18 protein-coding genes are annotated in these 19,214 nt (G+C 69.5%); 6 read left to right on the plus strand and 12 right to left on the minus strand.

Annotation, left to right across the window (positions count from 1 at the left end; genetic code table 11):
- Window positions 1-122 precede the first annotated feature (122 nt).
- Entirely contained in the window at window positions 123-722 is a 600-nt protein-coding gene (locus tag V6V47_RS26620) for a hypothetical protein (protein WP_334631112.1), read from the plus strand.
- An 82-nt stretch (window positions 723-804) separates the two neighbouring features.
- On the opposite strand, the gene V6V47_RS26625 is transcribed toward V6V47_RS26620, so the two are convergent.
- The 6 genes from V6V47_RS26625 to V6V47_RS26650 form a co-directional block, all read right to left on the minus strand.
- Window positions 805-1,539: a class I SAM-dependent methyltransferase gene (locus V6V47_RS26625; RefSeq protein ID WP_334631153.1), complete on the minus strand. Its 735-nt coding sequence runs from the start codon at window positions 1,537-1,539 to the stop codon at window positions 805-807.
- A 134-nt stretch (window positions 1,540-1,673) separates the two neighbouring features.
- On the minus strand, window positions 1,674-2,897 hold the full coding sequence (locus tag V6V47_RS26630; protein ID WP_334631113.1) for a CU044_5270 family protein: 1,224 nt from the start codon (window positions 2,895-2,897) through the stop codon (window positions 1,674-1,676).
- A complete protein-coding gene (locus V6V47_RS26635) occupies window positions 2,894-3,451 on the minus strand; it encodes an RNA polymerase sigma factor (RefSeq protein WP_334631114.1) in 558 nt (185 codons plus the stop codon). The genes V6V47_RS26630 and V6V47_RS26635 overlap by 4 nt, the downstream gene beginning before the upstream one ends.
- Window positions 3,452-3,613: 162 nt before the next feature.
- A complete protein-coding gene (locus tag V6V47_RS26640; RefSeq protein WP_334631115.1) occupies window positions 3,614-6,724 on the minus strand; it encodes a S8 family peptidase in 3,111 nt (1,036 codons plus the stop codon).
- A 239-nt stretch (window positions 6,725-6,963) separates the two neighbouring features.
- On the minus strand, window positions 6,964-8,037 hold the full coding sequence (locus V6V47_RS26645) for a hypothetical protein (protein WP_334631116.1): 1,074 nt from the start codon (window positions 8,035-8,037) through the stop codon (window positions 6,964-6,966).
- A gap of 179 nt (window positions 8,038-8,216) precedes the next feature.
- The gene (locus V6V47_RS26650; protein WP_334631117.1) at window positions 8,217-8,747 is read right to left on the minus strand and encodes a SigE family RNA polymerase sigma factor; all 531 of its coding nucleotides are present in this window, start codon (window positions 8,745-8,747) and stop codon (window positions 8,217-8,219) included.
- A gap of 51 nt (window positions 8,748-8,798) precedes the next feature.
- Between V6V47_RS26650 and V6V47_RS26655 the strand changes: the two genes are divergently transcribed.
- On the plus strand, window positions 8,799-8,978 hold the full coding sequence (locus V6V47_RS26655; protein WP_334631118.1) for a hypothetical protein: 180 nt from the start codon (window positions 8,799-8,801) through the stop codon (window positions 8,976-8,978).
- Between the two features lie 102 nt (window positions 8,979-9,080).
- A complete protein-coding gene (locus V6V47_RS26660) occupies window positions 9,081-11,102 on the plus strand; it encodes a HEAT repeat domain-containing protein (RefSeq protein WP_334631119.1) in 2,022 nt (673 codons plus the stop codon).
- A gap of 213 nt (window positions 11,103-11,315) precedes the next feature.
- Here the strand turns inward: V6V47_RS26660 and V6V47_RS26665 are convergent, their stop codons facing one another.
- Window positions 11,316-12,017: a hypothetical protein gene (locus V6V47_RS26665; RefSeq protein ID WP_334631120.1), complete on the minus strand. Its 702-nt coding sequence runs from the start codon at window positions 12,015-12,017 to the stop codon at window positions 11,316-11,318.
- Window positions 12,018-12,270: 253 nt separating this feature from the next.
- Window positions 12,271-13,185, minus strand: coding sequence for a cation diffusion facilitator family transporter (locus V6V47_RS26670; RefSeq protein ID WP_334631121.1), 915 nt, complete (start codon window positions 13,183-13,185; stop codon window positions 12,271-12,273).
- 155 nt (window positions 13,186-13,340) lie between these two features.
- Here V6V47_RS26670 and V6V47_RS26675 point away from each other — a divergent pair, with 155 nt between their 5' ends.
- Together V6V47_RS26675 and V6V47_RS26680 are read left to right on the plus strand one after the other, a co-directional pair.
- The gene (locus tag V6V47_RS26675; RefSeq protein ID WP_334631122.1) at window positions 13,341-13,685 is read left to right on the plus strand and encodes an ArsR/SmtB family transcription factor; all 345 of its coding nucleotides are present in this window, start codon (window positions 13,341-13,343) and stop codon (window positions 13,683-13,685) included.
- On the plus strand, window positions 13,676-14,401 hold the full coding sequence (locus V6V47_RS26680; protein ID WP_334631123.1) for a cation transporter: 726 nt from the start codon (window positions 13,676-13,678) through the stop codon (window positions 14,399-14,401). Before V6V47_RS26675 ends, V6V47_RS26680 begins: the two co-directional genes overlap by 10 nt.
- A 144-nt stretch (window positions 14,402-14,545) precedes the next feature.
- Here the strand turns inward: V6V47_RS26680 and V6V47_RS26685 are convergent, their stop codons facing one another.
- From V6V47_RS26685 to V6V47_RS26700, 4 genes are all read right to left on the minus strand, one after another.
- Window positions 14,546-15,325 carry a MerR family transcriptional regulator gene (locus tag V6V47_RS26685; RefSeq protein ID WP_334631124.1) on the minus strand — a complete coding sequence of 260 codons (780 nt, stop codon included), beginning with the start codon at window positions 15,323-15,325 and terminating at the stop codon, window positions 14,546-14,548.
- A gap of 45 nt (window positions 15,326-15,370) precedes the next feature.
- On the minus strand, window positions 15,371-16,132 hold the full coding sequence (locus V6V47_RS26690; protein WP_334631125.1) for an ABC transporter permease: 762 nt from the start codon (window positions 16,130-16,132) through the stop codon (window positions 15,371-15,373).
- The gene (locus tag V6V47_RS26695) at window positions 16,132-16,926 is read right to left on the minus strand and encodes an ABC transporter ATP-binding protein (RefSeq protein ID WP_334631126.1); all 795 of its coding nucleotides are present in this window, start codon (window positions 16,924-16,926) and stop codon (window positions 16,132-16,134) included. The genes V6V47_RS26690 and V6V47_RS26695 overlap by 1 nt, the downstream gene beginning before the upstream one ends.
- Before the next feature lie 260 nt (window positions 16,927-17,186).
- The gene (locus tag V6V47_RS26700) at window positions 17,187-17,669 is read right to left on the minus strand and encodes a hypothetical protein (protein ID WP_334631127.1); all 483 of its coding nucleotides are present in this window, start codon (window positions 17,667-17,669) and stop codon (window positions 17,187-17,189) included.
- Window positions 17,670-18,277: 608 nt separating this feature from the next.
- Here V6V47_RS26700 and V6V47_RS26705 point away from each other — a divergent pair.
- Window positions 18,278-19,105, plus strand: a complete 828-nt coding sequence (locus V6V47_RS26705; RefSeq protein WP_334631128.1) for an SDR family NAD(P)-dependent oxidoreductase — start codon at window positions 18,278-18,280, stop codon at window positions 19,103-19,105.
- The last annotated feature ends 109 nt before the right edge of the window (window positions 19,106-19,214 follow it).

Genomic DNA, 19,214 nt, shown 5'->3' on the forward strand with positions numbered 1-19,214 from the left:
GCCGTGCGATGGCCTGAATTGCCATGCCCTCCGACCGCCGCAGCCGCCGGATCTCCGCCCAGTCCTCCACGTTCAGCACCTCCCGATGCTTGAGGAGGTGGTCCCGATTCAGCCGGAACCACGTGGTCAGTTTTCAGGCGGAGCCGACAGCGGCCCGCCTCGGCTCTGGGCTGACAGCAGCCGAGCGGCCGAGCGCGGCGGTCACCGTCTATTCGCGAGCACGCCGGGAGATCTGGCAGATCGGTGACGTCGGGTTCACCTACCGCGGACTCCCCGCGTCGGTCGGGCAGCCACGCAAACGAGTCGACCGCGTCGCGGCGTCGTTCCGGGCTGCGGTTCTCGCTGCGGAGGCAGCTGCCGGGACGATCAACATGGATCGGGCGGTGGAGGCGGACCCAGGGCGACTCGCGGCGCGAGCTCTGACCGGGCGGCAGGGTGCCCTGCGCAACAGCATCGGACCGTACGGTTATGCCGCAATCGATGGGCGGCCCGTTCCCCCGTCGTTGGTGGTAGTGCATCCGGTGCCCGATGGCATCGACGAACTGATGATTGCCAGCGACGGCTATCCGGTCATCGGCGAAACACTGGCCGCGTCCGAGTCAGAGCTTGCCTCGCTCTTGGCGAAGGACCCCTGGTGCGTGGCGGAGCTCGCCGGCACCAAAGCGCTCGCGCCCGGACAGGCGAGCTTCGATGACCGGGCCTACCTCCGTATTCGCCTCTGATCCAGCCGAGATCAGGTCGAGCAACGGCAGCCACGCCCATCGCCGAACGTGCCGCTTGGATCCGGACGACCGACCTCGATTGTCAACGAAGTACCAGTAGGTCGAGGACATCGATCAATGGGCCGGTTGCGGTCCGCGCGGCTGCGCGGAGCCGTTCAACACCTTGCGCGTACGCGTCATCGCTGATCAGCTGCAGTAGGGTGTGCGCTTCACGGCGCAAGCCGGTGGCGGCCTCCTGCAGCGATGATGCGGAGATCTGCGCGACCGGCTCGAGCCCGGCGGTGGTGAAGCCCGAGGCGGCGAAGGCGTCTTCGATGGTGGCCACGGTCGGGTAACTGTCGTTCAACGCGGTGATCGTCTCGGGCCAGAAATGGCACAGGGTGATGCCGTCGTGCCGGCCAGGGAAGGCGGAACGGATCAGCACCGGGCCACCGGGTTTCAGGACGCGGCGGATCTCCTGAGCGGCGGCCGGGAGGTCGGGAACGTGGTGGATGACCGTGGAGATCCAGACCGCGTCGATGCTGTCGTTCTCGACCGGAATGTCGGCAGCGTTGCCGCTCAGGACTGGCTTGATCAGGGCGCGCTCACGCATCGCGGCGGACGGTTCGACGGCGATCACGTCGGTGGCGGGCCACCACGTGCGGAACGCCTGTGACCAGCTTGCGGTGCCGCAGCCGAGGTCAAGCAGACGCATACCCGGCTGGGGATTCAGATACCGGGTGATCGCCTCGCGCCACGCGTCGAGCGCGTCGTCGTCCAGATGACGGGTCGCCTCGAACGCGGCGGCGTCGGCTTTGTCGTATGCGATGAGCGCCATCCCCCGAGCCAACCCGGCGGCGATGCCGCCCTGCAAGAGTGGAGTGGATCGCTTCACATCACAGTTCCAGTGGGTCACCGTCCCCGGGGGTTGACGCCGGCGGCGTACCCCCCCCGGGGTGGCGCTTCACATGTTCACCGCCGCTTCTGCGTGGTCTGCCCCTTCGGTGGGATGTCATCGGTGAAGCCCAGGCGCAGCACGACCGAGTAGTAGCGGAACGTCCCGGGCCCCTTGGGGGTCCGGCCGGTGCCCAGGTCCCACGACTCCTCGGCGAGCGCCTGACCGGTCCGGTGGTCGATGATCAGTCGGGTCTGGACCCAGTTGCCGCCGTCTCCCTTGCGGGCGAACGCGACCGCCATGCCGGAGCGCCCCCGCTGGTCGGTGACCGCACCGAGCGCGGTCACCCCGCGCATGTCGGCGAGCATCCGGTACGCGGCCGCCCGCACCTGTGGCGACACGGGCAGGTCGAAGACCAGGCTCTTGGCACTTGTGAAGAGCGAGTAGTCGCTGGCCGATTCGATCTCGCTGGTTTTGAAGCGTTGGAGCAGCCGCGCCTTCAGCGTGGCCGGTTCGGTGGGCAGACCGGCCAACTCGGCCGCCGAGATCGGACCGCCAGCGAGGTAGTAGGGGGCATCATTCTCGGCCGCACGCTTGCCCGCGCCGTGAGGCTTCGACAGGTCGAGCCCGGCTACTTCCGGCCCGGGGGCGCTGGTGACGATGCTCGGGGGCGCGTCGGGGACGTCCATCGGCAAAGCCCACTGCGTCGGCGAACCGTCGGCCTGCCACGCGGCCCGGTCCTCGGCGGTGAACGGCGCGGCACCGAGTTCGCGTGTGAGGTTGACGCCCTCGTCGCTCGGTGACAACGCGTACCACAGCCGGCTGCTGGACCGGTCCAGGATTCGGTAGCGCCGACTCTTCGGGCCGACCTCGTGCAGAACACCGTGTTCCTGCTCGAGGACCCAGTAGCGGCCACCGGTCGCGGCATCGCCCGTGGCGCTCTGCTTGGCGGCGACCAGCAGCAGTTCACGCGCCGTACGCGGGACCGGGCCGGCGGTGGCGGTAGCGGGTGCTTCGCTCGGAGCGACCGCCGGGCTGCTGGCACCCAGCCCGGCCTGCGGCCCGGTCCCGCCACCGGTGGTGCCCGCCGTCAGGAAGACCGCACCGGCCGCCACCACCGCCACGGTCGGCGCCACGCCTGCCAGGATCACGCGGCGGGTCGGCCAGCCCGCGGCCCGGCCGGCGGCTGGTTGCGGATGGGCGGTGAATCTGCTGGCGTCCGGACGGGATCCGGGGGCCGGGTCCAGCCGACGCGGACGCGCATCAGCCAGCATCGTCAGTTCAGCGCGTTTCCTGCTCATCGGCTGTACTCCTGGGTGCGAAGGGTGATCGGGCTACGACTGGCGACCTGGTGCGCCCCGCTGAGGGCTTCCCGAAGCCGTTTCCTGGCCCGGTGCAGCCGGACGAAGAAGGTTGCGGTGGAGCAGCCGATGACCTGGGCGGCTTCCCGGCTCGACAGGTCGTGCCAGGCCAGCAGGGTGAGCAGTTCCCGGTCGTCTTCGGTAAGCCGGGCGAGGGCCGCGAGCACCGCTGCGCGTTCGGTCACCTGGTCGGCCACGTCCGCGTCCGCCTCGTCGACCCAGGCCCGCATTTCGTCGGCGAGGCTCGCCTGCCGGACCTCGTCGCGGTAACGCTCGCGCACTGCGTTGCGGGCCACGCCGAGCAGCCACGGCAGCGGTGCCGCCGGTATGGTGGCCAGCTTGCGCCACGCGACGAGGAAGGTCTCGCTGACGATGTCGTCGGCGAGTTCGCGCCCGGCCCGGCTCACCGCGTACGCGTACACCCGCGCGTGGTGCGCGGCATACATCGCGGTGAACCGTCTGCTCGCTTCAACCTCGGCTTGGGTTGCTGTCACTGGTTGCTGCTCCCTCGTTCGCGAAAGGTTTCGCCGTCACTGAGTAGCGCGCGGGAGAGCCGCCTTCTTACCGACGAACGACGGTGGAGGTTCCGATCCGCACCAAGGATCGGAACCTCCACCGCCGCTATGCCGTTCTCGTTGGTCCTGCCCCAGCTTCGTTCAGCTGGTCCGGCCGTAGCGGTAGGCCCGGATGATGGTCTGGTCCACCGTGTTGCCCGCGCTGTCGCTGCTTCGGGCTCGCAGGGACACGTAGCCGGCGAGGGCTGGATGGTGCACGGTGAGCATCCCGCCGGCGTTGGCCCGCTTCAGCTCGGCCCGCTGCCAGGTCCGCCCGTCGTCGTAGGAGACGTCGACGGTGAGGTCGCGAACGGTGGCGGCGGGCGCACCGGGCTGGCGGTACACGGTTACCGGAATGTTGAGGGTGCCGGCCGGCGCCGTGTTGGCCTCGTTCAACTGCGGGGCGAACCGCACCACCGAGACCGGCAGCGGGGTGCTGCTACCCGGGCTCGCCGCGGACCGGAACGTCCATTCGACGCTGGTTCGGGTGGCCAGGCTGGACGGTGCGTCGCGGTGGGCGTCGAGCCGCAGCCGGTAGCCGGCGTCCTGGGTGGGGACCTCGAACGTGCTCTCCCATCCGTCCGCCGTGCCGAGCTGGACTCCGTCGCGATAGAGCGTGGAGGTGTATTTCGCGTCTTCGGAGAGCGCGAAACGGTCCGCCGTGTCGGAGTACAGCGAGAGGTAGGCGTGGATCGTGTTGTTCATCCGGGTGACTCCCTTTGGTTCGCCGTCCGGGATCTCGAGTCCGAAGAAGGCCGGCCCGAACACGCCCCGGTTCCAGTTCTCCCGATATGTACGGCCCGGCTGGTAGCGGCCCACGCCCCACAACGAGGTCACAAAATGCTCATTATCCGCGCTGTGTTCGAAAAAGTCGTTCTCCCAGGTCACGCCCGTGTCGACGTTGTAGTACTCGGTGCGGGTCATGGGCAGCGCGAAGTCGACGTCGGAAAGGAAGCCGCCCGTGGGTAGATCCTCCGCTGAGGCGATCGCGGTAAAGCGGCCCCGTAGACCCGGGGTGGTGCTGGCGTACGAGGCTCGCACTGCGGCTAGTTGCTCGGGGCGTACGTTGCGGACGAACCCGGTGGGCAGGGCGCCCCGGGTGTACCACGCGAGCCGATAGCCGTACGGGCTGTCGGTCGGGCCGGCGTCACCGCGACGGGCCCACTGGCTGCCGACCTTCGCCCACACACCGTCCTGCGTGCCGACCGGCCCGAGCTGCGCGCTGTACCACTGGTCGAACGAGTCGGCGAACGTCAGGGTGGCGATACCTGCCTTGTCCTCGGTCGGAACGCCCACAATCAGCTCCGCGTTGAGGGAGCTGGCCGTGGGGTTCGGCACGGTCACCGTGAGCGGCTTAGCCACGCGGGCGTCGAGGTCGACGGTCTGGTTCCGGGTCAACTCCAGTCGCGGCTGCACCAGGTGGATCAGTTTGCCATCGGGCTCGTAGATCCAGGTACCAACCATGTACGTCCCGCGCGGCAGCCGTAATGTGCCGCTGGCCGGCACGAGGATCTCTTCAGTCGCTCCGTCGGTTCGGTAGACCATCGGCTGCACATCGGTCGCTGGTGCGCCGTCCCGGCCGGTGTGCACCAGCGTCAGGTCGTAGCTTTCCTTCTCCCGACCGATCGACAGTGGCGTGTTCACGACCAGATCGTCGGCGGTGGCGACCAGGTAGCCGCCATAGCTGCCGGCCGGTCCGTCAGACGGGGTAGTAGCGGTCAGCGCGGTTTGGGCGGTGCCGCCGGCCGGTACGGTGAGCCGGTCCGGCGCCACGGTGAACATCCCGGCCGGGGCCGGCTGGCCGGTCGGACCAGTGGCCTGGACAGTCAACGCCAGCTCGACTGGTCCGCTGCCGCTGTTGTGGTAGGTGACGGTCCTGATCACTGGTGCGTCGTCCGCGTGTGGCCACTGCTGCAGCCCGAACGCCACGCTCGGTGGACTCGCGGTCATCGATTGGGTGATCGCCCGACCGACGTCGACTCGGCCGGCGCCCTGCCCGAAGACCCCCGTGTCGGGGACACGGTGCGCAGCAGCCATCAGCGTCGCCTTGAGCTGCTCGCCGGACCAGTCGGGATGCTGCTCGGCCAGTAGCGCCGCCGCACCGGCGACGTGTGGGGTCGCCATCGACGTACCGGACAGGCTCATGTACGGGTCGCCGGGCGTGCCGAGGTGCCCGTCAGAGCTGCGGGCCGCGGTGATGGCGACCCCGGGTGCGGTCAGCTCGGGCTTTGGTCCGGCGTCGGCACTCGCCGGTCCCCGGCTGGAGAAGTCGGCGAGGGCGTCGTCGCGGTCCACCGCGCCGACGGCGAGCGCGGCGGGCGCGCTGGCCGGCGAGCCGATCGATTGGGTCGGTCCGGTGTTGCCGGCGGCCACCACGAACAAGGTGCCGTACTGGGTGCTCAGGTCGGTCACCGCCTGTTCCAGCAGATCCGTTTCCGGCCCGTCCGGGCCGCCGAGGCTCAGGTTGACGATCTTCGCGTGCTGTTCGGTGACGGCCCACTGCATCCCAGCCATGATCCATGACTCGGCGCATCCGAAGACGACACAGACCTTGCCGCTGACCAGGGTCGCGTCCGGTGCCACCCCGCGGAGGCTTCCATCGGAGGCGGCCCCGCTGCCCACCATGGTGGATGCCACGTGCGTCCCGTGCCCGACGAGGTCACGGTCGTCCTCGAAGCCGTCGGTGAAGTTCTTCGCAGCCGTGACTCGGCCAGCCAGATCCGGATGATCACCATCGACACCGGTGTCCAGGATGGCCGCGGTCACGCCCTTACCGGTGTAGCCGGCCCGCCACGCGGTCGGGGCGCCGATCTGCGGCACACTGGTCGCCAGCGCCGGCTTGCGCAGGCCATCCAGCCACACCTTGCGTACACCGCTGGTCTGGGCCGTCACCCGCGCATCGTGGGGAAGGCTGCGCCAGAATGCTCCGGCGTCGGTGCGTGCGGCGCGAACCGCGAAGTTGCCCGCACCCGGCAACGCCCGCACCACACGGGCTCCGGCGGCGGCCGCGCCAGCCCGCGCGGTCCGCCCGACGGCGCCGTCAGCGTAGGTGACGATCAGCGGCAGCTCACCGGCCCGGTCGTCGTAGCCGCTGTCGAGCAGCGTCGTCACGTCGAACAGCCGACTGTCCAGCAGCCCGTCGCGCAACGGTCGCACGGCGTCGCTCGGCACCACCCGCAGATGACCCGCGGCCTTGGTGGCGGCGAATGTCACGTGCTCGCGCCCCTTACCTCGGACTATCGAATAGCGGTTGGCATCTGCGCCGTAAACGGTGATTCGATCGCCGGTGAGCAGGGTGACGGTCCGAACCGGCCCCACCGGCCCTGCTTCGGTGGCGGGAGGGGCAGCAGCGCTGCTGGCATCCGCATCGGCCCCACGTGCCGTGACCTGGGCACCAGCCACGACAGTCAGGGCAAGGCAGATCCGTACCGCTGTTTTCCAATGGGAGTGCATCACTTTCCACCTTCCGGGCACTGCCACCGCACCGGCTTACGCCCGCTGATGCCGGCGGCCTGCGTACCGCCGCCATCGAGGGCAACGGCATACGTGCTGTCATTGTCGAAGAGGCTGGGCAACGTGAGGAAGGTGCCGTCCGCAGAGCGCAGCGATGCGGTCCCGCCGTCATGATTGATGACCATCTCGCCGTCCGAGCTGACGGCCCCGACATCACCCCCCGACACAGTCGTCGCCTGGCCCGTCCGGAGGTCCCACGCCACTGCCGCCGTCTGGCTGTCCGTCGTTTGACCGCCGGAGTTCGGCGAGGTCGCCACCCGGCTGCCACGGCGCTCAGGCACCTTCGGCAGCGCGGGCTCTCCAGTCCTCCGGCTGAGCACGCCGTACGCCCATTCACCCTGAGCGCCACTCACGCGCGGACTGACGAATCCGTCCGGGACGACCGGGCTGCTGCCCTGGCCCTGCGCGTCCCACAGGTAGGCCGAGCCACCCTTGTCGTCGTCCAGGCCGCCGACCACGACCCCGCTGTCCGAGATGCCGAACGCCATCGCCGGACCCGACGCGGGAAGGATGTCCACCTGAGCGTTCGCGGTGGTGTCGCGCCACCGGGCGGCTGCCGTCCGCACGCCGCCGAACAGCACCCCGGCCACCTCCCCGCGAGCGTTGATCCCGGTCGCTTCGGCGCCGGTGTAGCCCGCTGGGATCGGCAATGTGATCACCTTTCCGTTGACGTACGCCCAGGCGATGGAGCGGCCATTCGCGCCCTGGCCGCTGCCCACCGTGACCCCACTGTCGTTGACTCCCTTGGCCTCAGCGGGCCCGATGACCTTGATGGCCTCGGCCCGCGTGCCGTCCCAGCGGGTCGGCGTGGCCAACGCCTTCCCGACCGAGGAAAAGCCAGCCAGAAACCGACCGCTGGGTGAGCCTGCGTTGATCTCTGCGGATGTCGCTGACGGCGGCAGCTGCAACGCCGCCACCGTGCAGGGGCGCCGAGCCGCTCCCCCGTCCGCAGCCGGGGCCAGGCTCGCACTGCCGCTGCCGCTGCCGGCCCGGCTCTGGCCGAGCACGCTCATCCCGGCAACACTCGCAATGCTGAGCACGAGAATCCCCGATACCGCCGCGGACCGTCGCCGGCGGCGTGCCCGCCGGCCAACGGCAAGCAGGCCGGTCGCGCCGATCTGGCTCGGCGGCGGCGCTACTTCGGACAGAAGGACGCGGAGTACCGCAGCGTCACGGTCTTCAGCACCATGCATCACACACACTCCGCTTCCTGTAGACGTTCCTGGTCAATCCCCGGCCACTGCTCGCTCAGCAGGCGACGCATCGTGGCGAGCCCCCGAGATGTCTGGCTCTTGACGCTGCCCGTGGAACAGCCCAACACCATCGCCGTCTCCTGCACCGACATGTCGCAGAAGAAGCGCAGAACCAGCACACTGCGCTGGCCTCGGCTCAACGCCGCGAGTGCTGAGCGCACGGCGTCGGCATCCTCGACGCTCGGTCCCGCCGATGACGGCAGATCAGGCGTCCGCCACGACAACAGCACCTTCGCCCAGGACCTGCGCGCGTCATCGAGGTAGCGACGCACCAGGATGCGGTGCACGTACCCGTCGATGTTCTCGACCGTCCTGATCTTCGACCAGCGCAGATAGACAGTGACCAAGGCCGACTGCACGATGTCGTCCGCGCGATGCGCGTCGCCGCACAGTAGGTACGCGGAGCGCCGTAACCGAGTCAGCGCCACCGAGGCGTACTCGACATATTCTTCGTCCTCTTCTGCCGACAACGAATCTCCTCTCTCCGACACCACTCCTATCGGCACCGCAGCAGGCTTCGGTTGTCATACATCGCGGAGATCTTTCCGATCGCCCCCGTCGACATGGCCGTGCAGCTCGCCGCGCCCGCCGGCGCGACGTACCTCCTGACGCTGCCCGCCCGTCGCCCCGGCGCGCCCCGGACGCGGGCCGGTCGGCTAGCGGCTCGTCGCCTGCCTACGCTCACGGTCGGCAGCAGCTGAGCGCGCTCGAGCACGTGGCGGCAGGTGGATCTGCCGGGCGGGCCGACCGACGTGGCGCTGGGCAGCAGTCCCGTACGAAGGCCGGGGACATAGGGTATGGCGGTGCTGAGGGGATTGGGCGACGTCCGCTGGGAGGAGCTCAGCCACGCGTACGGAGAGGCTCTGGACACCGCAGACCTGCTCCAGCTTGCGAGCTCGCCGGATGCGGACGCCGCCAAGAGTGCTCTTTCTGAGTTGTACGGCAGCATTTTTCACCAGGGCAGCGTCTATCCTGCCACCGTCGCGGCAGTGCCATTCCTGGCCGAATTGGCGAGGGCCACGCCACACGGACAGGCCGATCTTGTCTGGATGCTGGGGCAACTCGCCGACCGACAGCACGCCTACGGCGACGACTTTCCAGATGTGCGCTCTGCGGTCGCCGCGCAGTTGCCGGTGCTGCTGGCGCTGCTCACGGACGGCGACCCGGAGGTACGGGAGGCCGCGGCTTACGCGGTAGCTCAGGCGGGGACTGCCGCCGAACCGCTCTGGCACCGGTGGCGTGCGGAGACCGTTGAGCGGGTGCAGGCATCACTCGCGCTCGCGCTCGGCATGATCGACGCCGCCGCCGCCGGACCGGTGCTGACCGAACGGGTCCTGAATTCCACGCCGAGATTTCGGGTCGCGGCCGCCGTCGCACTCCTGCGGGCCGGCGTGCCCTGGCCAACAGGCACCGCTGCCGCGGTAGTCGCCGCGATCGACGACGGCGCCGTCATCCCGTACTGCTGGGCCCGCGGCAGCGACTGGTTCGACGAGCTGTTGGTGAGCCCGCAGGCGGCGGTCGCGGTGGACCTGCTCCGTCAACTGCTACGGGCCCGCAAGCCGAAGACTCGTGAGGTTGGTCTGTGGGCCGCGTCGCGCCGATGCGACGCCAGCCGATCCGCGCCGTCGCAGATCGTGGCGCTCGTCGCAGACGCCGTACGCGATTCGGACCCTGGCGTGCGGGACGCCGCCGTCGACGCACTCAGCCGGATCGGCGCGGCCGCCGACGAGTACGCGGACCTGCTCGCCGGTGCCGCCACCGAATTCCCGCAGGCAGCTGGGGAAGCAGGGTTCAGCGTCGAGTTCCCGGCAGTCACCGCCCTCGCCCGGCTCGGTGATCCCCGTTGGATCGAGCCGGTGTGCGCGGCGGCAGCCGCCGGGCATCGTGCGCCGCGGTTGCTCGACGGCGCCCGACTCACGCCCGTGGTACTCGCTGCGGTACGACAGCGCTTGGCCGCGCAGCCGGTCCGGGCCGACGTGCTGGCCGGGGTGCTCGGCGACTGGCGTGCCGAAGAGGCGGTGCCGGAACTGCTCGCTGCAATGCCCTACGCGGGACCGCAGGTGACCTGGGCGCTATTAGAGATCGGGCACGACGATCCTGGTGCCGTACCGCACCTGCACACGCGTGTCATCCAGTTCGGCGACCCGATGGCCGCACTGGCCATCCGACGTATCACCGGCGACGTGCAGCCGCTCCTGGACCTCATCGGAACCGCCCTGGCCGCCGGACGGCCGCCACAACCCGGCCCGTACACCTTCGTCGGCGATCTGGGCGAGGCATTGCGCCCGCTCCTGCCCGCCGCGCGACACCGGCTCACCGGCACTGCGGCCCCGACGTACCCACAGCGGGAAGCCCAGATCCTCGCCGCCCGGATAGTCGCCGCCCTCGAGGCGATACCACCGGTCCTGCCAACCGTTCGCGCCGTACTCGCCGCCGGGCAGACCCCGGCGCGCGCCGCAGCGGACCTCATCGCGGACCTGGCCCCGGCCCACCGCGACGCGCTGGCCGAACTCGGCCCGCTCCTCAACGACCGGCTCGGCGACCGATGGAGCCGAGTGGCGGCCGCGCGGGCTCTCGCCCGCCTCGGCACCCCGACCGCCGACCTGACCGTGCCGCTCGTCACCGGTGTCACGGACTACGCCGGACGGTACGGCCTGGCAACGATCCTGGAACTACACGCCGTCGAGGCAATCCCCGACCTGACTGAACTCGTCAACGGCGACAACCGCCTCGCGGTCACCAGCTTTGCCGACCACCTGGTCTGGGCCGACGAGCTGCTGAGCACCCGAATCCGCGCCACCATCACCGCTCTTGCTCCCGACTGACCGCACACCCCCACCGTCACGCCCGTTGCGCCCGGACCGCGGCAGATCCGCGCGTTCCTCACCGTGGCGGCCCTTCGGGCCGTTGCTGGTCCCCGAGCGCTCGACGAGGCTGCGGAACACCGGACGGGGTACGGCTCGGCGGCTTCGTCGAGGTACCAACGAAACGCCAGGCGTCGAATGCCTCAACCTCGCGCCCCCGGCCGCACCTCGAGATCAGGTGCTGTCGCGGTGGCGGCGGGCGTCGATGTCGCGCAACACGTCCGGGTCCCACTGGCCGGCGTTCCAGTCGTCGCTGGTCGGGGTGGGCGACAGCGGCCACGCTGGGTCTTGCCCGGCGACCGGCGAATAGTGTCCGGCGCCGACTCGGTTGGCGTGGGCGATCAGCCGCAGAATCCGCGCCCGGCTGTGCAGCATGCCCCCGACCAGCGCGGCGGCTCCGAGGGTGCGCAGGGCCGCCTGGCCGAACAGGACGGCCGGGGCGGTCCGGTCGGCAGCCAGCCAGGCTATGGCGGCGCTGAAGACGATGCAGGCGGGGAAGACGCGCGTGCCCCAGTGGCGGCTGTACGAGCGGCCGGAGGAGCCGTGCGCCTCGGCGAGCTGGCGAGTGCCGCGACCCCAGATCAGCCCGCTGATGACCAGGCCGATGATGGCGACGAACAGGATCAGGTTGGCCAGGACGAAACCGATTGCTGCGCCGGTGCCGGACGGGGACAGCGGCCGGGCCCGGTCGCTCGGCGAGCTACCGAGGATGGCCGCGGCGATCGCGGCGAGGGCGAAGAGGGCGGCGAACCCGACTACGCACCAGGTCGCGACGTTCCAACCTGCTGTCCTGAGCGCGGGCGGAGGTGCCGAGGACCGGCACGTATGGCCTTGGTCGGGGTTTTCGAGGTCGATTCCGCATTTTGTGCAGTGCAAAGTGTTCTCCTGAGCGGCACAGCCAAGCCCTTGCCAGGCCAGTTGAGCTGGGTATCGCATATCTCGCCGCACGGGATGAAAGGCCCGCCGGGTTCGGTGCGTAGAGGATCATGCCCGGTCGGCGCCGGTCCGGCGACCCCGATTTCCCGCGAAACGCTCGCCGACGGGCCAGCGGCGCGAGAAGAGCCCCGCGTCCGAGATGCGCCAGAGGCCGCAGGAATGGACGGCCAGCGGGCAGGGTGGACGACGCCTTTCAGGGGTGAGTGGGGTGTTCGTGCTCGGCGTGGCCTGTTGGTTCAAGCTGGAAGGTGGAGTGTTCGACGTCAAAGTGCCCAGCCAGGCAGGTTTGCAGGGCGTCGAGCAGTTGTGGGGCGTGGCCGTCGTGGAAGCAGGAGTCATCGACAACGACGTGCGCGGTGAGGACCGGCAGTCCCGAGGTCACGGTGTGGACGTGCAGGTCGTGCACGCCAAGGACGTGGTCGACGTCGGTGATGTGCTGGCGGATCTGTTCGAGGTCGGCCTCGGCGGGGGCGGCTTCGAGCAGGATGTTGACCGCGTCGCGCAGCAGCCGTAGCGCGCGTGGGGCGATGACGAGGCCGATGAGGAGGGACACCATCGCGTCGGCGCGGGTGAAGCCGGTCAGCGCGATGACCGCGGCGGCGGCGAGGACGCCGACGGAGGTGGCGGTGTCGGTGGCGACCTCGAGGAAGGCGCCGCGCATGTTCAGGCTCGCGTCACGGGCCCGGTAGAGCAACGCCACCCCGACGAGGTTGCCGACCAGACCGATCGCGGCGAAGACGGCCATGCCACCGGGTTGGACGTCGACCGGTTCGAACAGACGCCGGACGCCCTCGACGAAGACGTAGACGCCCATCCCGGCCAGGATAAGGCCGTTGACGGCGGCGGCGAGGATCTCCGCACGGGCCCAGCCGAAGGTCCGCCGCCCGGTCGCCGGGCGGGCGGCGAGCATGGCCGCGCCGAGTGCGAGGGCGACACCGCCGGCGTCGGCCAGCACATGCCCGGCGTCGGCGAGCAGCGCGAGGCTGCCGGTGACGACCGCACCGACGACTTCGACAGTGAAGATCACCACCGACACCATGAGCACGCCGGCCAAGGCGCGGCGGTGCTGCCCGGTCGCCGTCACCTGGTGGCTGTGGCCGTGGCCCATCAGTGTTTCTCCGTCGCCGTGTTCGCCACGCCGGCAGCGCCGTGCTGGCCAATCAGACCAGAAATCATGCTCACATGCGCATACTAAGATGATTGGTTCGAGCCACGTCAAGATTCGTGACCAAATAGTTCAGCGTTCTGTTAATTCACCGTTCAATGTACTGTCGGGTTGTGGAGACTCTGACGCACGGACAGGTCCTGGCCCGCTTCGGTCACGCTCTGTCCGACCCGGTCCGCGCCCGGCTCCTGCTCGCTCTGCGCGATGGACCCGGCTACCCGGCCGACCTCGCCAACCTGCTGGGCACGAGCCGGCAGAACCTGTCCAACCACCTGGCGTGCCTGCGGGGCTGCGGCCTCGTCGTCGCGGTGCCGGAAGGCCGGCGTAGCCGCTACGAGCTGGCTGACGCCCGCCTCGCGCACGCCCTCGGGGACCTCCTCGGTCTGGTCCTGGCCGTCGACCCGGCCGCCTGCCCGGCCGCCGAGTCCGAGGGATGCTGCTGATGAACGCGCCACGTCCGCTGATGTCGGCTGGCCCGTCACCGGCCCGCCGCTCGATCCTGATCCGGCGGGTGCGCCTGTTCGTCGCCGCAACGATCACCTACAACGTGATCGAGGCGGTCATCGCCATCAGTGCCGGGAGGATGGCGTCCTCGACCGCGCTGATCGGGTTCGGGCTCGACTCCGTCATCGAGGTGGCCTCGGCCGCCGCCGTGGCCTGGCAGTTCTCCGGCCCCGACCACGAACGCCGGGAACGCGCCGCGCTGCGGATCATCGCGTTGTCGTTCTTCGCCCTCGCCGCGTACGTCTCCGTCGAGTCGGTGCGCGCGCTCATCGGCGCGGACCGCCCGGAGCACTCCACGATCGGCCTGGCTCTGGCCGCGGTGTCCCTGGCGGTGATGCCGGCCCTGTCGGCGGCGCAACGCCGCGCGGGACACGAACTCGGGTCGGCCTCGGCCGTCGCCGACTCCAAGCAGACCCTGCTGTGTACGTACCTCTCGGCGGTGCTCTTGGTCGGGTTGGCGGTCAACTCGCTGTTCGGCTGGTGGTGGGCCGACCCCGCCGCCGCGTTGATCATCGCCGCGGTCGCGGTGAAGGAAGGCCGCGAAGCCTGGCGCGGTGACAACTGCTGCGCTCCGGCTGCTGCCCTGCGCTCCCCCACCGCAGGCGCCGACACCAGCGAATGCACCGACGGCTGCTGCACCACCGACAACCGCTGAGCGGATCTGCGGACCCGGGAGGCTGGGCTGCGCAGGAGCAGCCCCAGGATCACAGCGATCAGCACCGGATCACCCCTGCCTGATCCCAAGCCTCCTGCCGACGCGAGGAGCCGACGTCAAGGCGCGCGAAGCGGCGCCGGCAGGTCAGTCGGGCGGCTCGGCCAGCCGCTCCATCCGGTTCCAACCGGACCAGCCACGCTCGCGCATCAACTCACGCAGCCGCCGCACCCGCGGGTCGGCCTCGTCGGCGAGCGCGTCGATCAGGTCGTGCGGGAGGTCGTCCTCGACCTCCTCGGCGGGAGGGACCTCGCCGGCGGCGTACGCCTGCTCCGCCAGGCAAGCCATGATGTCGGCGGCCTCCGCCAGCCGCGGGTCGTCGGCCTCGTCACCGTCGAAGATCGCCGAGAGCACCCGATAGAGCCGGACGACCTGCGGATCGTCGAGAGCGGAAATCTTGCCGGGCATCCACTCGACGATGCGGTCGGGCCAGCGCGCCGCGACCAGGATCCACCCGTCCCGTTCGGCCTCCACCATCCGCTGTGACGCCCCGATGCCCCGGAGTCGGTCGAGATAAGCGGCCACCTCCGGTGGGAGCGCCAGACTGTCCCCGGCGCTGAGCCGCGCGATGTGCCTGCGGCTGGTCTGCAGCCGTTCGATCTCGTCTTGCAGGTGGTCGTCGATGGTCCGGATCGCCTCGTCGAAGGCTGCTGCGTCGGCGTCGAGCATCCGACTGATCCGCGACAGCGGTACGCCGGCGTCGGCGAGGGTGCGGATCTTGATGAGGGACACGACCGCCGTCACGCCGTACCGCCGGTAGCCCGAAGCGTCCCGCTCCGGCTCGGGCAGCAGGCCGATCTGGTGGTAGTGCCGCACCGCCCGCACCGTGACGCCCGCGTACGCCGCGAGTTGACCGATCGTCAGCATGCTCTGATCCTGCCCGCAGTTGGTCCAGCTCCGGTCGACACCGGCTCAGGAGATCCTGCGTCGGTAGGTGACGTTGGCGAACACGTAGGCGAGAACGAGGATGCCGACGCACCAGGCGAGGGCGATCCAGATATCGGCGCCGACCGGCTGTTGGGCGAACAAATCCCGGACCGCGTTGACGATGGAAGTCACCGGCTGGTGCTCGGCGAAGGCACGTACCGGGCCGGGCATGGACTCGGTGGGCACGAAGGCGGAGCTGACGAACGGCAGGAAGATGAGCGGATAGGAGAACGCGCTCGCGCCGTCCAGTGTCTTCGCGGTGAGGCCGGGGATCACGGCGATCCAGGTCAGCGCCAGGGTGAAAAGGACCAGGATGCCGGCCACGGCGAGCCAGCCCAGTACGTTCGTGCCGGTGCGGAAGCCCATGATCAGGGCGACGCCGATGACGACGACGAGCGAGATCAGGTTGGCGACCAGCGAGGTCAGGACGTGCGCCCACAGCACGGACGAGCGGGCGATCGGCATGGATTGGAACCGTTCGAAGATGCCGCCCTTCAGGTCCAGGAAGAGCCGGAAGGCGGTGTAGGAGATGCCCGAGGCGATCGTGATGATCAGGATGCCGGGCAGCAGGTAGTTGACGTACGAGTCGGTCCCGGTCTCGATCGCGCCGCCGAAGACGTAGACGAACAGCAGCATGAAGGCGATCGGCATGATCGCGGTGGTGATGATGGTGTCCGGGCTGCGGGCGATGTGGCGCAGCGAGCGTCCCAGGAGAACGGCAGTGTCGCCGACGAAGTGCTTGTTCATCACTGTTCCTTGTTCGTTCGGGCGCCGACGAGAGTGAGGAAGACGTCCTCCAGGCTCGGCTGCTTCTCGACGTACTCGATCTTCGCGGGTGGGAGGAGCTGCTTGAGCTCGTCGAGGGTGCCGTTCACGATGATCCGGCCCTCGTGCAGGATCGCGATCCGGTCGGCGAGGTGCTCGGCCTCGTCGAGGTACTGAGTGGTGAGCAGTACTGTCGTACCGCCCTGGGCCAGTTCCTTGACGGCCTGCCACACCTCGATGCGTGCCTCCGGGTCCAGCCCGGTCGTTGGCTCGTCAAGGAAGATCACCGGTGGGCTACCGATGAGGCTCATCGCGATGTCCAGGCGGCGGCGCATGCCACCGGAGTACGTCGCCACCCTCCGGCTGCCCGCGTCGGTGAGCGAGAAGCGCCTCAGCAGGTCGTCCGCGACCCCGCCCGGGTCCTTGAGGTGCCGAAGCTTGGCGACCAGGACGAGGTTCTCCCGCCCGGTGAGGATCTCGTCGACCGCTGCGAACTGCCCGGTGAGACTGATCGACTCGCGCACCTCCGCTGCCTGTGCCGCGACGTCGAAGCCGTTGACCCGGGCGGTCCCCGCGTCGGCCCTGAGCAGTGTGGACAGGATCTTCACCACCGTGGTCTTGCCCGCCCCGTTGGAGCCGAGCAGGGCGAAGATGCTGCCCCGCGCGACGTCGATGTCCACGCCGCGCAGGACCTTCAGGTCCTTGAACGACTTCTCCAGGCCGTGCACGTGGATCGCGGATTGCTCGGCCTGAGCTGTTGTTGGCGAATTGCTCATGGCAGCCAGCATGAAGGGTTGACGCAGCGTCAGGGTCAAGCCTGCGGTGCGGATTCGATTGTTCGCCCCTGAGTTCGGAGCCATGCGATTGGGAGTGGCCCAGCGGTCGCGATTGTGACACCGGCCACCAGGGCGGTGGCGCCATGTCCACCGAGGTGCGCAGGCTGGGGTGCCCGAGGCGCGCATGCTGCCCACCTCGCAGCGGCCAGTGGCCGACGCGGCCGGCGCGAACGGTCAGGCGCGGCGGTACTACGAGCGGCTCAAGCCGCGCGACGGCCGTCGAAGGCGTTGTCGGGCGGCGCGACAGCTACATCACGTTCGTCAGGGAAAGGGTTGTCCGCCACCACCTGCAGCGGTTCTGAATGCGCGTGTCGTGTCTGCGGGACCTGTCGCATGAACCGGTAGCCGGTCCCGAGGATCGCACCGAAGCCGATCACTACGGCGTACGACCAGGCACCGTCGCCGCCGGTCAGTTCGCCGAATTGGTTCGCCAGGAACCCGACGAACGTGGCCATGGCCAAACCGGTGACCGCAGCCACGGCGCACAGGTCAGGAACCAGCGCCGCAAAGGCACCGGCCGCCACAGCGACAATAAGCACTCGCCCCGGCATCTCCGAGCGCGAGAACAGCGCCGCCGCCACGAGGGACGCGGCGATCATCGCCGTCCAGCCGATCGCGACGCTGACGCCCGTCGGCGTCTGTTGCGCGCCCCGCGCCTCCCACAGGTTGCGTTCCACCGCCATGGCAAGCCTCCGGCGACCGTGCGGACCCGCGCGTCGAGTCCGCCTGGCGCCATTTCAGTCCGCCGGGCCGACCGCCGTCGACAGCTTTCACGTACCCGTTACGACCACGGGCCGATTCTTGACACGGCCATAACGGCACCTACGCGGTCAAGCGAGCCGGCTGGTGCCGGCGCCAAGAGGCGCGCACGATCCGCCGCAGGCGCGATCGCTATGGAACCGGCGGCCACTGACGGGAGCTGGCGTATCGGCGGCGTCAATTCCCGGCCGGGTTCCGTATCAGCGGTGTGAAGAGCCTTGTGGCGCACACCCCGTACGCGATGTGCTTGTTGTCGCAAAAACGAGGTGGACGAAACGACGGTAGTCAGATTGACGTGGCGCACCCCGGCCGGGCTTGTCCGAGCCCAGCCGTAGTGGACGGGCGACCGGTGCGGTCCAGACACATCGCCGTCCCCCACATCCGGGCGCGGCGCATGTCGCTAACTGCTCTCGGCGCCTCCGCCCCGTCGCGCGGCGGGTTCGGGCCGGTTCGGCTTCGAACCCGCCGCAACCTTCTTTTTCGACAAGAGCACAACCCAACAGCGCACAGCACACCGGCGTAAAGGAGCCCGATGGACGAGGTCTCCCGGACCGCTCTGGTCACCGGGGCCAGCAGCGGCATCGGTTTCGAGGTCGCGTGGGCGTTGGCGGCCCGCGGGTGGCACGTGCTGCTGCACGCCAGGACCGAGACCGAGGGCCGTGACGCGACGCGGCGGCTCCTCGACGCCGTCGGGGCGTCGGCGCCGGTCACGCCGATGATCGCGGACTTCGCGCAGCTGTCGCAGGTGCGTGCGCTCGCCGACGCGGTGGTTGCCCAGTCCTCGGGGCTGCAGTTGCTCATCAACAACGCAGCAATGGTCGGCGCTGCGCGCAGGGCAGAGACGGTAGACGGCAACGAACTGTCGTGGCAGGTCAACTACCTCGCACCGTACCTGTTGACCAGGTCGCTGCTGCCGGCGCTGCGCGGCAAGCGCGGCGCGCGAGTGGTCAACGTGTCGTCATGCCTGCACCGGATGGGTGACCTGCCGTGGAGTGATCTGAACCGCATCGGACGGTACGCGCCGGTGGCCGCGTACGCGCAGGCCAAGCTGGCGCTGACCATGTTCGGGGTGGCGCTGGCTGACAGGTCCGGTACCGAGGTGACGGTCGCCAATGTTCACCCGGGCGTCGTGGCAACGCGGCTCCTCAGCGTCTATGGCCGCAATGGTGTCCCAGTGATCGACGGGATGCAGGCGGTGCTGCGGGCGGCCACCGGGGAGGTGCCGGTCAACGGTGCCTACTACGAAGGTTGCCTGCCTGCGATTCCGGCGCCGCTCGTGACTGGCACAGCGGCGGTGGAGCGCCTCTGGCAGCTCAGCGAGCGTGCCGTCGGGGCGGGCGCGAGCCAACGTGCAGCGTAAGTCCGGTGACGCCTAGCAGCACAGGCGTGCCACAGATGGGATGCTCACGACATGCCATGGATCCCGTACGTAGAGTAATGCCGCAGTGTTCATCGTCAGCTGAGTCGAT

It is taken from the genome of Micromonospora sp. CPCC 205539 (assembly GCF_036906815.1).
Classification (GTDB): Bacteria; Actinomycetota; Actinomycetes; order Mycobacteriales; family Micromonosporaceae; genus Micromonospora.

Bases quoted from the DNA above. Each gene is read 5' to 3' on its own strand.
- V6V47_RS26625 (WP_334631153.1), bottom strand. From the start codon at position 1,539: ATGGCGCTCATCGCATACGACAAAGCCGACGCCGCCGCGTTCGAGGCG.
- V6V47_RS26695 (WP_334631126.1), bottom strand. From the start codon at position 16,926: ATGAGCAATTCGCCAACAACAGCTCAGGCCGAGCAATCCGCGATCCAC.
- V6V47_RS26680 (WP_334631123.1), top strand. From the start codon at position 13,676: ATGCTGCTGATGAACGCGCCACGTCCGCTGATGTCGGCTGGCCCGTCA.
- V6V47_RS26630 (WP_334631113.1), bottom strand. From the start codon at position 2,897: ATGAGCAGGAAACGCGCTGAACTGACGATGCTGGCTGATGCGCGTCCG.
- V6V47_RS26670 (WP_334631121.1), bottom strand. From the start codon at position 13,185: ATGGGCCACGGCCACAGCCACCAGGTGACGGCGACCGGGCAGCACCGC.
- V6V47_RS26645 (WP_334631116.1), bottom strand. From the start codon at position 8,037: ATGAGCGTGCTCGGCCAGAGCCGGGCCGGCAGCGGCAGCGGCAGTGCG.
- V6V47_RS26690 (WP_334631125.1), bottom strand. From the start codon at position 16,132: ATGAACAAGCACTTCGTCGGCGACACTGCCGTTCTCCTGGGACGCTCG.
- V6V47_RS26675 (WP_334631122.1), top strand. From the start codon at position 13,341: ATGTACTGTCGGGTTGTGGAGACTCTGACGCACGGACAGGTCCTGGCC.
- V6V47_RS26685 (WP_334631124.1), bottom strand. From the start codon at position 15,325: ATGCTGACGATCGGTCAACTCGCGGCGTACGCGGGCGTCACGGTGCGG.
- V6V47_RS26700 (WP_334631127.1), bottom strand. From the start codon at position 17,669: ATGGCGGTGGAACGCAACCTGTGGGAGGCGCGGGGCGCGCAACAGACG.
- V6V47_RS26705 (WP_334631128.1), top strand. From the start codon at position 18,278: ATGGACGAGGTCTCCCGGACCGCTCTGGTCACCGGGGCCAGCAGCGGC.